The following is a 14,488-nucleotide window of genomic DNA, read 5'->3' as shown; positions in this document are numbered from 1 at the left end:
GGTCTAACCGGCAAGTCCTGACATGCCGAACATATAGGGACAATGCTTCTGGTAAGAAAGTGTTTCAGGTGACAGGAGGGTTGTCTCGCCAGTGAGCATCCAGTGAGCGTCCAATGAGCAGCGTCCAATGAGTATCGTCGTCGTCCGGCGGCCCGAGCGCCGTCCCACCCCTCAGCCACCGCGCGGGGAGATCCTGCTGGAGTCTCCTCCGGAGATCCCCGAGGTGCAGCCGGCGGGGCTCATGGGCGTCCTCATGTACGTTCCCATGCTCGCCGGCGGAGCGGCCATGGCCCTGATGTTCACCGCCGGGGGCAACTCCAACCCCCTCATGTACGTGGCCAGCGGCCTGTTCGCCGTCTCGATGCTGGGCATGACGCTGGGCCAGTTCGGCCGCAACGCCGGCGAGCGCAAGAACCGGCTCAACGGCCTGCGCCGCGACTACTTCCGCTACCTCGCGCAGGTCCGCAAGAAGGTCCGCAAGGCGGCCGTCCAGCAGCGCGAGGCGCTGGAGTGGAGCGGCCCGGCCCCCGACACGCTCTGGTGGGTCGCCATGGGGCCGCGCCTGTGGGAGCGCAGGCCGCGCGACGACGACTTCGGCACCGTCCGGCTCGGCACCGGCGTGCAGAAGCTGGCCGTCCAGCTCGTACCGCCCGACTCCAAGCCGGTGGAGGACCTCGACGCGCTGACGGCGGGCGCGCTGCGCCGGTTCGTCAGGGCGCACTCCACGGTGTCGGGGCTGCCGGTGGCGGTCGCGCTGCACTCCTTCGCCAGGATCCACCTCAGCGGCGACCCGAGGGCCGTGCGCGCCATGGTCCGGGCGGTGATCGCGCAGCTGGCCACCTTCCACTCCCCCGACGACATGCGGGTGCTGATCTGCGCCGGCGGCGAACGGATGCCGCACTGGGACTGGGTGAAGTGGCTGCCGCACGCGCTGCACCCGGAGGAGGTCGACGCCGCCGGGCATGTCCGGCTGATGGCCGAGAGCATGGAACGGCTCGACGAGCTGGTCGGCGACGAGCTGAAGGAGCGGGCCAGGTTCCGGCCCGGCACGGCGGCGGACGCGCTCCCGTACCACGTGGTGATCGTCGACGGCGGGCACGTGCCGCACGACTCGCAGCTCGGCATCGACGCCATCCAGGGCGTCACGGTGATCGACCTGTCCGACTCGACCGGCCCCGCGGGCGAGGGCAACACGCTGCGCCTGGACGTCCAGCCCGACGGCTTCCACATGGTGAAGATCGACCATGCGGGCAAGCGGTCCACGAACCGGCTCGGCGACCCCGACACCCTCGACTACGCCCGCGCCGAGGGGCTGGCCAGGCAGCTCGCGCCGCTGCGCGCCTCGGCGAACTCCGGCGGCGAGACGCAGGACCTGCTGAGCACGAACACCACGCTGACCGACCTGCTCGGCGTCGGCGACCCGGCCCAGCTGCAGCCCACGGTCACCTGGCAGCCCAGGGCGGGCCGCAACAGGCTGCGGGTGCCGATCGGCCTGGGCGCCGACGGCCGCGTGGTGGAGCTCGACATCAAGGAGTCCGCGCAGGGCGGCATGGGCCCGCACGGCCTGGTCATCGGCGCGACCGGCTCCGGCAAGTCGGAGCTGCTGCGCACCATGGTGCTCGGCCTGGCGATCACCCACTCGTCGGAGATCCTCAACTTCGTGCTGGTCGACTTCAAGGGCGGCGCCACGTTCCTCGGCCTCGACACGCTCTCGCACGTCTCGGCCGTCATCACCAACCTGGAGGACGAGCTCCCGCTGGTCGACCGCATGCACGACGCGCTGCACGGCGAGATGGTGCGCCGCCAGGAGCTGCTGCGCTCGGCCGGCAACTTCGCCTCGCTGCGCGACTACGAGCGGGCCCGCGAGCAGGGCGCCGACCTGCGGCCGATGCCGACGCTGTTCATCGTGCTGGACGAGTTCAGCGAGCTGCTGGCGGCCAAGCCGGAGTTCATCGACCTGTTCGTGATGATCGGCCGCCTGGGCCGCTCGCTCGGCGTGCACCTGCTGCTGGCCTCCCAGCGGCTGGAGGAGGGGCGGCTGCGCGGCCTCGACACGCACCTGTCGTACCGGATCGGCCTGCGCACGTTCTCGGCCATGGAGAGCCGCGTCGTGCTGGGCGTGGCCGACGCCTACGAGCTGCCGTCCGCGCCGGGCAACGGCTATCTCAAGTTCGACACCACCGGCATGACCAGGTTCAAGGCCGCGTACGTGTCGGGCGCCCACCACGGCGACCCGGTCCAGGCGGCCACCGCCGACGGCCAGGTGCCGGTGCGCGAGGTCGTCGAGTACGGCCCCCGTCACGTGCCGCTGCCCGAGATCACCACGCCTGTCCGGATCGCGGAGCCGGACGAGGACGACGAGCCCGCGGGCACCAACCAGCGCAGCCTGCTCGACGTCGTCGTCAGCCGCCTCTCCGGGCACGGTCCCGCCGCGCACCGCATCTGGCTGCCGCCGCTGTCCGAGCCGCCCACGCTGGCCCACCTGCTGCCGCCGCTCTCCGTCACTCCCGAGTACGGCCTGACCACGGCCGGCTGGCAGGGCAGGGGCAAGCTGCACGCCGTCGCCGGGATCGTGGACAAGCCGTTCGAGCAGCGCCGCGACCCGTTCTGGCTGGACCTGTCAGGCGGCGCCGGGCACGTGGGCGTGGCCGGCGGCACGCGGAGCGGCAAGAGCACCGTGCTGCGGACGCTGGTGTCGAGCATGGCGCTCATGCACACGCCGCGCGAGGTCCAGTTCTACTGCCTGGACTTCGGCGGCGGCTCGCTGTCGTCGCTGGACGGCCTGCCGCACGTCGGCGGCGACGCCGCCCGGCTCGACGGCGACCGGGTGCGCCGCACGGTGGCCGAGATCGGCGCGGTCCTGGAGCAGCGCGAGCGCGACTTCGGCGAGCACGGCATCGAGTCGATCGCCGCCTACCGGCGGCTGTGCGCCGAGGGCGCGATCGAGGGTGACGGGTGGGGCGACGTCTTCCTGGTGGTCGACGGCTGGCTGACGCTACGGCAGGAGTTCGACACGCTCGAACCGGTCATCACCGACATCGCGGCGCGCGGGCTCGGCTACGGCATCCACGTGATCGCCGCCACGAACAAGTGGTCGGAGTTCCGGCCCGGCATCCGCGACCTGTTCGGCACCAAGGTCGAGCTCCGGCTCGGTGACGCGTACGAGTCGGAGGTCAGCAGGAAGAAGGCGCTGGCCGTGCCCGAGGGGGCGCCGGGGCGTGGCCTGACCAAGGACGGCTTCCACTTCCTGTCCGCGCTGCCGAGGATCGACGCCGTGCAGGACGCGGGCACCCTGGCCGACGGGGCGCGCGGGCTCGTCCAGGCCGTGCGCGACTCCTGGAAGGGGCCGGTGGCGCCCAGGGTGCGGCTGCTGCCGGCGGTGCTGCCGCTGACCGCGCTGCCCGCCGACGAGGAGCGCATCCCGATCGGCATCGACGAGGCGACGCTCACGCCGGTGACGCTCGACTTCGACGCCGACCCGCACTTCATCGTGTTCGGCGAGAACGAGAGCGGCAAGTCGAACCTGCTGCGGCTCATCGCCGAGGGGCTGGTGCGCAGGAAGCAGCCCAGCCAGGCCATGATGATCGTGATCGACTACCGCAGGTCGCTGCTGGACTCCGCGGCGACCGAGCACCGCATCGGCTACGCGGCCTCCAGCTCCGCCGCCGCCGACCTGCTCAAGGACGCGAAGGGCGCGCTGATGGGCCGCCTGCCCCCGGCCGACCTGACGCCGCAGCAACTGCGCGACCGCAGCTGGTGGCAGGGCTCGGACCTGTACGTGTTCGTCGACGACTACGACCTGGTCGCGACCTCGTCCAACCCGCTGGCGCAGCTGGTCGACCTGCTGCCCCAGGCCCGTGACATCGGCCTGCACCTGGTGCTGTCACGGCAGATGGGCGGCGCAGGCCGGGCCATGTTCGACCCGGTCATCCAGCGCATGAAGGACATGGCCACGCCGGCACTGCTCATGTCGGGCAACAAGGACGAGGGCTACCTGTTCGGCAACGTCCGGCCTCAGCCGCTCCCGCCCGGCCGTGGCCATCTCGTGGACCGTCGCTCCGGCGCGCGCCTGATGCAGACCGCGTACCTGGGAGACGAGCAGGCGAACCAAGAAGGGGGAACATGACCGACCTCGAGATGCACTTCTCGGCGCTGGACCGGTGCCGCACCGCCATCAGCACGGCCACCAGCCAGTACCGGGAAACCCTGACCGAGCGCAACCCCGGCGAGCTCACCTACGAGGAGGACGGCCGGGTGCGCAACAACCGCACCGCGATCGGCGCGAGCATCTTCGGCGACCTGCCCGGCTCCGCCGCGCTGGCCGGCACCGCGAACAACGTCTGGTCCACGCTGCTCGACGAGATGGACCAGGCCCGCAGGAAACTACGCGACACCGAGACGGGGCTGAGCAACGTGGACACCAACATCACTGAGGCGCACCGGGCGACCTCATGAGCGTGGCCCACCTGCCGGGCGGCGAACGGCTCGACGCGCTGCTGGCGAAGGTCACCGGCGACCCCGCCGAGATCAACAAGATCGCCACGACCTGGCGGACCCTCTCCGGCGACATCAACGAGTTCGGCGGTGCGCTCGGCGCCGCCGTCCAGATCGTCGACGACGCCTGGAAAGGCCGCTCGGCCGACCAGTTCGACACCTACATGCGCAAGTACGGCAGGGCGGCCGACGACCTGAAGTCGGCCCTGGCCAACGCGGCAGGGTCGCTCGACGCGGCCGCCACCGCGCTGCGCGAGGCCCGCACCGAGATCGCCGCCATCAGCCGGGACCTGTCCACCAACGCCACCACCTACAAGAACGCGCATCCCGACGCCGGCCAGGCGGAGCTCGACGAGCACCTGCGCGGCCTGGTGGACACCGCGGTGGCCGACGCGCAGCCCCACGTGAACACGGCGAACACGGCCCTGACCAAGGCCAAGACCGACATCGACGCCTTCCTCTCCGACCGCGGCCAGACCTTCCGGGGCATCCCCGAGATCCGCACCCAGGAGTTCACCCCGGCGAAGGGCCGGACGATCGACTGGCGGCCCGAGCCCGGCTACAACCCGCAGCGGGAACGCACGTCCCTGCAGGGCAACGGCGGCGGCAACAGCGGCGGCAACGGCGGGGGCTTCGGCGGCTACGGCCCGAGCGGCCCGCCTCCGGCCGGTGGCCGCCCCGCCCCGACAGGCCAGGTCAAGCAGTGGATCGAGGAGGCCATCGCCATCCTCAAGCAGCACGGCGTGCCGGTCTCGAAAATGAACGCCAGCGACATCTGGATGATCATCCGGCACGAGTCGGGCGGCAACCCCAACGCGATCAACAACTGGGACTCCAACGCCGCCAAGGGCACGCCGTCCAAGGGCCTGATGCAGACCATCGACCCCACGTTCAACGCGCACAAGCTGCCCGACCACGGCAACATCTACGACCCGGTGGACAACATCATCGCGGGCGTGCGGTACGCGATCTCCCGCTACGGGTCGGTGTCCAACGTGCCCGGCGTCGTCAACACCAAGACCGGCGCCGACTACGTCGGCTACTGAAAAGGGCCCGGACGCGATCGTCCGGGCCCTTCCGTCAGAGCGTTTTTAGCCGCAGTTGGCCCAGCCCGCGCTCGTGGAGCCGGAGCCGACGCTGCCGGAGTAGCGCACGCACTTGCCCGCGGCCGGCAGCTTCACCGGTCCCGCGTAGTACTCGAAGTTCCCCGAATCGGTCTTGCTGCCGCCGTTCTGGACTTCCAGGGTGGCGCTCACCGGGGTGGACTTGCCCACGTTCGCCGTCTTCATGGTGACCACGCAGTTCTGGCCGGTGCCGTTGTTCCAGAGCTGGTACGTCACGCCGCCGGAGAACGCGCTGGAGCGCTGGACGCTGAAGCCTGAGCCGCACACCTGGGTCGGCGTGTACGGGTTCTTCACCGGCGCGGCCGGCTTGGCCGACGGCTTGGGCTGCGTGGGCGTCGGCTTCGGCTGGGTCGGCGTCGGCTTCGGCTTCGTCGGCGTGGGCTTCGGCTCGGCCGGCGCCTCGGTCGGCTTCTCCGAGGGCTTCTGGGTCTGCGTCGGCTTCTCCGTGGGCTTCTCGGTCGGCTTCTCCGTGGGCTTCTCCGTGGGCTGCTCGGTCGGCTGCTCGGTGGGCTGCTCCGTCGGCTTCTCGGTCGGCTTCTCCGTCTTGGTGACGGTCGCCGTCGGCTGCGGCTTCCTCGTCTTCTTGGTCGGCGTCGGCTGGGCCGTGGTGGGCACGGCCGTCGTCGGCTGCTGCGTCACCGTGGGCACCACGACCGGCTGCGTCGGGATCCCCGACGGGGTGGTCGGCACCGTGGTCAGCTCAGGCACTCCGGCGGAGCTCGTCGGCCACTCGGTGGGCAGCACCAGCGGGGCCACCCCGGCGTCGTCGACGCCCGGCGTGGCGCCCCACGGGACGGTGACCGTGGCCTGCGGCTGCTGCGGGACGGTGCCGTCCGGGCCGGTGCCCTGCGGGACCGGCGCCGCCGACGAACTGTTCGGCACCGGGATGCCGTCCGCGTTCTGGGGGGCGGCGACGGTGGTGCCGACCTGCTGGTACTCGACGTACCTGTTGGCGCCCCACAGGCCGATCGCGGAGATGAGCGCGACCGCGCCCACGCCGGCGACGAGCCCGAGCGGGAAGCCCTTGCGCGGCCCCTGCGAGGACCTGGGCTGCACCGCCTCCAGCCTGATCTGCTGGGGCTGCGGCTGCTGGTCCGCCTCCGGCGGCCCCCACATCGGCTCCGTCTGCTGCGGCACGGGCACGCCCTGCATCGGCGGACCCTGCATCGGCGGGCCCTGCATGGGCGGGCCCTGCATCGGCGGACCCTGCATCGGGCCGCCCTGGGCGGGCACCATCGGGCCCTGCGGCGGGACTCCCTGGCCCTGCACACCCGGACCCTGCACGCCCGGGAGCGGCACGGCCGGGATCGGGACGCCCTGGAGCGCCACCCCCGGGACCGGCACGCCCTCGATGGCGGTCTGGTCGGGCGCCGGCGGCCGGCCCGCGCCGGGGTCGCCGAGCACCTGCATGAGCGCGCTGTACGTGGTCGGCCGCTGCCCGACGTCCTTGGCCAGCGCCGTCAGGAGCACGCGGCGCATCGCCTCGTCCTCGACGCCCACCTCGGGCTCACCGGTCAGCACGGCCTCGCGGTCGGCGAACGGCGCCTTCCCGGTGCCCGCGAACGTCATCGTCGCGGCCCACGCGAACACGTCCGCGTACGGCCCGTACTGCAGGCCGGTGAGCTGCTCGGGAGCCTGGTAGACGGCCTCGCCGACCGGGTCGCCGACCGTGACGTCGGTCACCCTCGGCCCCTCGGCGGCCAGGATCACGTTGTGCGGCGTGAGCGAGCGGTGCGTCAGCCCGGCCAGGTGCACGGCCGACAGCGCCGTCAGCACGCCGACGGCCACCCGCTCCAGCGCGTCGCCGGTCAGCGGGCCGTCGGCGGCCACGACCTCGGCCAGGCTCCTGCCCTCCACGTGCTCGCGGACGACGTACGGCCGGTCGGCCAGGAATCCGGCGTCCAGGACCCGCGCCACGTAGGCGCTGGAAACCCGCTGGGCGGCCAGGTACGGGGCGAGCAGGTCGGGGGCCGGCTCGGGCACCCCGGGAAGCAGCTTGATGGCCCGGATGGGCGTGTCATCGGACTCCCGCCCGAGGAAGGTCTCCCCGCGAGGCCCCTCTCCCAGCAGCCCGAGGATGCTGTAATCACCGATCCGCTCGGGATCACCAGGGCGCAAAGGGTGCATGCCCAAACCTTTCCACGGCAAAAGCAAGATCTAGATATATTCAACCAGATAGGTCACATACGCCACATGGGTTTCAGGTCGTACCCAACAATTCACAGTCCTGTTTCCTTGCTGACGCAGTGGACTCGGTGGACGCAGTGAGCGCGGTGGACGCGGGGCCTCAGTCGGCGCGGCCGGCACGCCAGCCCCGGCGGCGGCCCATCGGGACGAGCGCCCGCGCGACCGCGACGAGCAGCGCGAGGCCGAGCGCGGACGCGGCGACGATCACCCCGAGGTCCCTCGCGTCCTGGTCCACGGGCGGCACCTTGGTCACGGCGTCCGCCGGCAGCGGCGCGGGCGGCGGCGGCGCGACCACGGGGGCGTTGGCCGGCTCGAACGGCAGGACGGCGCTGACCGCCTGCATGGGATTGACCATCCCCGCCGTCGTGGTGCCCGTGCCCAGGTCGGCGGTGGCGATGACGCGCCGCCGCACCTGGTCCTGGCCGAGCGTCGGGAACCGGGCCCGCACCAGCGCCACGACCCCGGCCACGTACGGCACGGCGTAGCTGGTGCCCTCCAGCTCCAGGTTGTAGGCCTTGCCCGGCCAGGTGGAGGTGATGCTCTCGCCGGGACCGAGCACGCCGACGGGGGTCTTGTCGTTGGAGAACTCCGACAGCGCGCCGGAGGGCCCGGCCGCGCCGACCGCCAGCACGCCCTCGTACGAGGCGGGATAGGCCGGGATGGGGGTGCCGTCCTCGGCCCGCTTGTTGCCCGCGGCGGCCACGATCACCACGTCCTTGGCGAGCGCGTACGCCACCGCGTCCCTGAGCTGGGGGAAGTCCGTCGTGGCCGACGAGATGTTGATGACGTCGGCGCCCTCGTCGGCGGCCGACCGGATGGCCTTGACCATCAGGTCGGGGTCGCCGTCGCGTTCGGTGTTGGTCTGCTTGTACGACAGCAGTTGCGCGGCCGGCGCCATGCCGTGGAACGGCACGCCCTCGTGGTAGATGGCGCCGATGATACCCGCCACCGCGGTGCCGTGCCCGAGGCAGTCGTGGATGCCCGTGTTGGTGAGGTCTGCCCGGCCGGCCAGGCGGAGCTGGGGATGGTTCAGCTCGACGCCGCTGTCGATGATCGCCACCCGGACGCCCGCGCCGGTGGACAGCGGCCAGACGCGCTTGGGGTCGAGCCGCTTCTGCGCCCAGGGCTCGGCGCCCGGCAGTTGCTGGGTGCCCCGCTTCGGCCGGCACTCGTCGGCGCTGGCCGCCGCCGCGGGCGCCACGCCGAACTGCAGGGCCAGCAGGCAGGCCAGAAAGGCGCGGGCAATCATGTCCGAAAAGAGTAGCCTGCCCCGTCGATCAGGCAGAAGCCCCGGCCCGGACCGGGGCTCCCCCCGTCAGCGGGTCGCCGACTCGATGTTGCCCCGATAGGTGTTGATGACCCGGGACGCCTCGTTGAGCTCTTCGGTCATGCGCTGGAAGGCCGCGCGGTAGTTCTGCCAGGCGCCCTGGAACTTCTGGGCTCCGGGGCCCGTCCAGGCGGTGCCGACCTTGGACGCCTCGCGGTCCAGCGCCGTCATCGTGGCGCGGACGGCCTCCGCCTGCTGCGTGAACTGGGTGGCCATGGCCTGCATTTCCGCAGGATCGCCACCGAGCATGCTCTGGCTCATGCGTACCTCCTGGATCGACATGAAAGCGCCCTCACCATAGACGCGCCGATGGCCGATCGCCCCGGTTATGCCGAGCGGCTATGGTCGTCCGGAGGATTGTTCGGCCTGTCCGGGGCAGCGGGGGTCCGTCCGGGAGGGGCGCTTTAAACTCCGATGAGTACGAGCCAGGAAGGACGGACGTCGGTGCACAAGGTTCTGATCGCCAACCGCGGCGAGATCGCCGTACGAGTGGCACGGGCATGCAGGGACTCCGGCATCGGGAGCGTGGCCGTCTACGCCGACCAGGACCTCGACTCCCTGCACGTCAGGGTCGCCGACGAGGCCTACGCCCTGGGCGGTCAGTCGCCCGCCGAGACCTACCTCGACATCGACGCGCTGCTGGCGATCGCCGAGCGCTCGGGGGCCGACGCCGTGCACCCCGGCTACGGCTTCCTGGCCGAGAACGCCGCCTTCGCCCAGGCCGTCATCGACGCGGGGCTGACCTGGATCGGCCCGCCGCCCGCCGCCATCGCCGCGCTCGGCGACAAGGTGCAGGCCAGGCACATCGCCCAGAAGGTCGGCGCGCCGCTCGTCGCCGGCACCAAGGACCCCGTCTCCGGGGCCGCCGAGGTCGTCGCGTTCGCCGAGGAGCACGGGCTGCCGATCGCCATCAAGGCCGCCTACGGCGGCGGCGGGCGCGGCATCAAGGTCGCCCGCCGCCTGGAGGAGGTGGCCGAGCTGTACGAGTCGGCCGTCCGCGAGGCGGTGGCCGCCTTCGGCCGGGGCGAGTGCTTCGTCGAGCGCTACCTCGACCGGCCGCGCCACGTCGAGACCCAGTGCCTGGCCGACCGCGACGGCAACGTGGTCGTGGTCAGCACCCGCGACTGCTCCCTGCAGCGCCGCCACCAGAAGCTGGTCGAGGAGGCGCCCGCGCCCTTCCTCACCCAGGAGCAGGTCGACATCCTCTACACCAGCTCCAAGGCGATCCTGAAGGAGGCCGGTTACGTCGGCGCCGGCACCTGCGAGTTCCTCGTCGGCCAGGACGGCACGATCTCGTTCCTGGAGGTCAACACCCGGCTGCAGGTCGAGCACCCGGTGTCGGAGGAGGTCGCGGGGATCGACCTGGTGCGTGAGATGTTCCGCGTCGCCGACGGCGAGCCGCTCGGCTACGGCGACCCGGAGGTGCGCGGCCACTCCATCGAGTTCCGGATCAACGCCGAGGACGCCGGCCGGGGCTTCCTGCCCGCCCCCGGCACGCTCACCGCGCTGCGGCCGCCGTCGGGGCCCGGCGTACGGCTCGACTCCGGCTACGAGGCCGGGATGACGGTGCCCCAGACGTTCGACTCGCTGGTGGCCAAGCTGATCGTGACCGGCCGCACCCGCAGGGAGGCGCTGGAGCGCTCGCGCCGGGCGCTGGCCGAGTTCGAGATCGACGGGATGCCGACGGTGCTGCCGTTCCACCGGGCTGTCGTGTCCGACCCGGCCTTCGCCGGTGAGCCGTTCACCGTCCACACCCGGTGGATCGAGACCGAGTTCGACAACACGATCGCGCCCTATGCCGGGGTGCCGGAGACCGCCGAGCCCGCCACCCGGGAGACGGTGACGGTCGAGGTGGGCGGCAAGCGGCTGGAGGTCGTGCTGCCTGCCGGTCTCGGCGCCTCCACCGCTACGCCCTCGGCGAACAAGAAGACCAGGCGGGCCGGAGGCGGCGCGCGGACCGCGGCGGCCGACGGCGACTCGCTCGTCACGCCGATGCAGGGCACGATCGTCAAGGTCGTGGCGGCCGACGGCGACACCGTGACAGAGGGCGACACCGTGGTCGTGCTGGAGGCCATGAAGATGGAGCAGCCGCTGACGGCCCACAAATCCGGCGTCATCACCGGTCTGTCCGCCGCTGTCGGCCAGACGATCACGTCCGGAGCCGTGATCTGCGAGATCAAGGACGCCTGACCGTCACCACCGGCGAGATCGAGGGCAAAGGATTCGCGGCGCGGGCGTGCGGAGGCCCCAACCTCCCCGCACCGCGCCGCCCCTCGACCCCGCCGGGCGGGTAACGTGCGCAGTGAGGAACTTTGCCGACCGCCCGTTCGTCCTCATGGGCGAAGGAGGCTTGCTGCCAATGACCCATTCGCTGCGCCGTGCAGGGGCCGCGATCGCGGCTCTGATCGCCGGTCTACTCGTCGTTCTCGCGCTGTCCCCTGCCGCCACCGCGGCCGCCGCGCCCCCTGACGCTCCATCCGTGCTGGCCCATTGGAAGGACCAGAAGGATCCGCTCTTCGTGCAGTCCGGCTCACCGTTGACCTCCGACGAGCAGTCGGCGATCCGCGATGCGCTGAAAGACTCCAAGAGCAGCATCTACGTGGCCGCTCTGCCTGACGGCACGCTGGCGAGCAACGCCGCCGCCGGGCCTTACCTGATCGAGCTCGGCAAGGCCGTGTCCGCGGCCAAGAGCGGCGAGGTGACGATCGCCGTCCTCGACGGCAAGTCGCTGTTCGCCTCGTCCAACTTCAGCCGCTACACCGGGCAGGCCGCCGACCTGTCCACCCGCAACCACGACAACGTGGCCGACGGCATGAAGGACTTCGTCGAGCGGGTCAACCTGCTGGCGACCAACAAGCGTTCCTCGGCGCTGAGCTCCGGCCCGGTCGGCGGCAGCGGCGGCGGCACCGGCGTGCTGGCCACGCTGGGCGTGCTCGCGCTCGCCGGCGGTGGCGGCTACTTCCTCTACTCGCGTAACAAGAAGAAGAAGCAGGCCATCCAGGACGCCAAGGACCTGGCCGCCGTCAAGCAGACCGTCGAGGAGGACGTCACCAAGCTCGGTGAGGAGATCACCGCGCTCGACACCGACGTCACGCTCGCGGGTCAGGGCGGCAGCCACATCGACGAGTGGCAGCAGGCCCTCGACTCCTACGAGAAGGCCAAGACGCAGCTCAACGCGGTGGAGCGGCCCGACCAGGTGCGCGAGGTGACCCAGACGCTGGAGGACGGCCGCTACGCGCTGGCCGTGGTGAAGGCCCGGGTCAACAACCAGCCGGTGCCCGAGCGCCGGGCGCCCTGCTTCTTCAATCCGCAGCACGGCCCGTCGGTGCGCGACGTGCGCTGGGCGCCGCAGGGCGGCGTGGCGCGTGACGTGCCCGCCTGCGCCTCCGACGCCGAGGCCGTCGAGCGCGGCTTCGACCCGCAGATGCGCGAGGTCATGGTCAACGGCGAGCGCCGCCCCTACTACGACGCCGGTCCCGCCTACCAGCCGTACGCCTACGGCTACTACGGCGGTTTCGGCGACATCATGACCGGCATGTTCATCGGCACCATGATGGGCAGCATGATGGGCGGCTGGGGCATGGGCGGCTACGGCGCCGGCTATGCCGAGGGCATGTCCGACGCCGGTGGCGGAGACTTCGGCGGCGGCGACATGGGCGGCGGCGGCTGGGGTGACTTCGGCGGCGGCGGAGACTTCGGTGGCGGAGACTTCGGCGGCGGCGACTGGTAGTCGGCGTAGCGGTTTCGGGCGCGTCCCCTCCGGGGGGCGCGCCCTTCGCTTTCCCCGGGGCCCTCCCGAAACCCCTTCACGGGCGCCTTCCGGTCCGCACTTAACTTCGTAATTACGTATTATCGGAAATATGAAGCGAGTAGCCGTTCTCTCCGCCCTGGTCATGACCGCGCTCGCCCTGCTCATCGCCCCCGACCCACCTTCGCTGAGCTCCGCGACGACCGGCGACGCCGCCCTGGCCGAGCAGGTGCGGCGCGCCGCCGGGGACGGGGGATACCGGGGGCTGTCGGTGGCCCTCATCGAGAACGGCCGGATCCGGCACGCGGGAGTGGGCGACACCGGCGGCCCCGACCCCCGCCCTGTCGGCCCCGGCACCTCCTACGAGCTGGGCTCGATCACCAAGGCCATGACCGGGATGCTGCTGGCCGACCTGGGCCTGTCCCCCGAAACACCGGTGCGCGAACTGCTGCCCGGCGTCCGGTTCTCCGATCCGGCCGTGGGCTCGGCCACCCTCGCCGAGCTGTCCTCCCACCGGGCCGGGCTGCCGAGCGTGCGCACGACGCCGCTGTCCTTCCTCCGCTCGTACCTGTACATCTTCGGCGGCGCCGACCCGTACGCGGGCGCGGGCCCCCGGGAGGCGCTGGACGACGCTGCGGCCGTCTCCGCCGACGGGCGGGGCGAGGTGTCCTACTCCAACCTCGGCGTCTCGCTGCTCGGCCTGGCGCTGGCCCGGCACGCGGGCACCGACTACGAGACCCTGCTGCGCACCCGGCTCCTGGGGCCGCTCGGGATGACGTCCACCGCCGTCCTGCAGCCGGACGAGCCGCTGCCCGCCGGGCACGCGTACGGCGAGAGCGCGTACGGCCAGGCGATGGACCCGTGGCGCGACCACGGCCACGCCGGCGCGGGCGGGGCCGTCTGGTCCACCTCCCAGGACATCGCCCGGCTCGTCCAGGGCGTCATGGCGGGCACCGCCCCGGGTTCCGGCGCGGCCACGCCGCGCTTGGCCGCCGGCGACGACCGGCGGATCGGCTACGGCTGGTTCACCACCGGCTACGGCGACCGTGAGATCACCTGGCACAACGGCGCCACCGGCGGGCACAGCACCTACGCGGGCTTCGACCGGGCGAGCGGACGTGGCGTGGTCGTCCTCGGCAACACCGGCGCGCCGGTCGACGACCTCGGGCGGCGGCTCCTCGGCGTCGCCCCGCCGGACGGCGACGCGCCGCCCGTCCGGGAGCTCGTGTTCGCGCTCGTCTTCTCCTTCGCCGGGCTGGGGCTGCTCTACTCGGCCTTCCGCAACCCGCACCTCGACCGGGTCGCCACGATCAGCCGGGCGCTCTGGGCGGCCCTGTTCCTCTGGCTCGGCCACCGCGCCGGCGCGTGGGGCCCGGTGCCGCCGTTCGTCTGGGCCGTCGGCGCGGGCGCCTTCGCGGCGGCCGTCGCGGCCGCCGCGACCCGCTGGCCCGCCATGCCCCTCACCGCCAGGCCCCCGTCCTGGCACACCTGGCTCTCCCCGGCCCTCCCGGCCGCCCTGCTCCTCACTCTGGCGGCGTTCCTGGTCCTGTGACGTGACGGCGCGGGTCAGGTGCTGGCTGGCAGGGCGAGGTGCGGGGGAAGGAGGGT

General features: G+C 72.1%; 9 protein-coding genes. 6 read left to right on the top strand and 3 right to left on the bottom strand.

Annotated features, from left to right (window positions below; translation table 11 throughout):
* The first annotated feature begins 127 nt into the window (after window positions 1-127).
* Genes eccCa through ADY59_RS47735 form a run of 3 tightly spaced genes read left to right on the top strand, consistent with a single transcriptional unit; the run spans window position 128 to window position 5,540 of the window.
* Entirely contained in the window at window positions 128-4,126 is a 3,999-nt protein-coding gene (gene eccCa / locus ADY59_RS33125) for a type VII secretion protein EccCa (protein WP_049570640.1), read from the top strand.
* On the top strand, window positions 4,123-4,455 hold the full coding sequence (locus tag ADY59_RS33120; RefSeq protein ID WP_049570635.1) for a hypothetical protein: 333 nt from the start codon (window positions 4,123-4,125) through the stop codon (window positions 4,453-4,455). Before eccCa ends, ADY59_RS33120 begins: the two co-directional genes overlap by 4 nt.
* Window positions 4,452-5,540 carry a transglycosylase SLT domain-containing protein gene (locus tag ADY59_RS47735; protein WP_156325879.1) on the top strand — a complete coding sequence of 363 codons (1,089 nt, stop codon included), beginning with the start codon at window positions 4,452-4,454 and terminating at the stop codon, window positions 5,538-5,540. The genes ADY59_RS33120 and ADY59_RS47735 overlap by 4 nt, the downstream gene beginning before the upstream one ends.
* Before the next feature lie 45 nt (window positions 5,541-5,585).
* Here the strand turns inward: ADY59_RS47735 and ADY59_RS33110 are convergent, their stop codons facing one another.
* The 3 genes from ADY59_RS33110 to ADY59_RS33100 form a co-directional block, all read right to left on the bottom strand.
* Window positions 5,586-7,745, bottom strand: a complete 2,160-nt coding sequence (locus ADY59_RS33110) for a serine/threonine-protein kinase (protein WP_082310596.1) — start codon at window positions 7,743-7,745, stop codon at window positions 5,586-5,588.
* 160 nt (window positions 7,746-7,905) lie between these two features.
* Entirely contained in the window at window positions 7,906-9,054 is a 1,149-nt protein-coding gene (locus ADY59_RS33105; RefSeq protein ID WP_049570631.1) for a S8 family serine peptidase, read from the bottom strand.
* Between the two features lie 66 nt (window positions 9,055-9,120).
* A complete protein-coding gene (locus ADY59_RS33100) occupies window positions 9,121-9,393 on the bottom strand; it encodes a WXG100 family type VII secretion target (RefSeq protein WP_049570630.1) in 273 nt (90 codons plus the stop codon).
* A gap of 183 nt (window positions 9,394-9,576) precedes the next feature.
* On the opposite strand from ADY59_RS33100, the gene ADY59_RS33095 reads away from it, so the two are divergent.
* From ADY59_RS33095 to ADY59_RS33085, 3 genes are all read left to right on the top strand, one after another.
* Window positions 9,577-11,322, top strand: a complete 1,746-nt coding sequence (locus ADY59_RS33095) for an acetyl/propionyl/methylcrotonyl-CoA carboxylase subunit alpha (RefSeq protein WP_049570629.1) — start codon at window positions 9,577-9,579, stop codon at window positions 11,320-11,322.
* A 169-nt stretch (window positions 11,323-11,491) separates the two neighbouring features.
* On the top strand, window positions 11,492-12,862 hold the full coding sequence (locus tag ADY59_RS33090) for a hypothetical protein (protein WP_156325878.1): 1,371 nt from the start codon (window positions 11,492-11,494) through the stop codon (window positions 12,860-12,862).
* 130 nt (window positions 12,863-12,992) lie between these two features.
* Window positions 12,993-14,432 (top strand): serine hydrolase domain-containing protein, encoded by a 1,440-nt coding sequence (locus ADY59_RS33085; RefSeq protein WP_082310594.1) that lies wholly within the window; start codon window positions 12,993-12,995, stop codon window positions 14,430-14,432.
* The last annotated feature ends 56 nt before the right edge of the window (window positions 14,433-14,488 follow it).

This window comes from Nonomuraea sp. SBT364, assembly GCF_001083785.1.
Taxonomy (GTDB): Bacteria; Actinomycetota; Actinomycetes; order Streptosporangiales; family Streptosporangiaceae; genus Nonomuraea.
This window is presented reverse-complemented; position numbering and strand designations above follow the sequence as displayed.

Excerpts from the sequence above, each read along its gene's own strand:
- eccCa (WP_049570640.1), top strand. The coding sequence starts at position 128 with ATGAGTATCGTCGTCGTCCGGCGGCCCGAGCGCCGTCCCACCCCTCAG.
- ADY59_RS33120 (WP_049570635.1), top strand. The coding sequence starts at position 4,123 with ATGACCGACCTCGAGATGCACTTCTCGGCGCTGGACCGGTGCCGCACC.
- ADY59_RS47735 (WP_156325879.1), top strand. The coding sequence starts at position 4,452 with ATGAGCGTGGCCCACCTGCCGGGCGGCGAACGGCTCGACGCGCTGCTG.
- ADY59_RS33110 (WP_082310596.1), bottom strand. The coding sequence starts at position 7,745 with ATGCACCCTTTGCGCCCTGGTGATCCCGAGCGGATCGGTGATTACAGC.
- ADY59_RS33105 (WP_049570631.1), bottom strand. The coding sequence starts at position 9,054 with ATGATTGCCCGCGCCTTTCTGGCCTGCCTGCTGGCCCTGCAGTTCGGC.
- ADY59_RS33100 (WP_049570630.1), bottom strand. The coding sequence starts at position 9,393 with ATGAGCCAGAGCATGCTCGGTGGCGATCCTGCGGAAATGCAGGCCATG.
- ADY59_RS33090 (WP_156325878.1), top strand. The coding sequence starts at position 11,492 with ATGACCCATTCGCTGCGCCGTGCAGGGGCCGCGATCGCGGCTCTGATC.
- ADY59_RS33085 (WP_082310594.1), top strand. The coding sequence starts at position 12,993 with ATGAAGCGAGTAGCCGTTCTCTCCGCCCTGGTCATGACCGCGCTCGCC.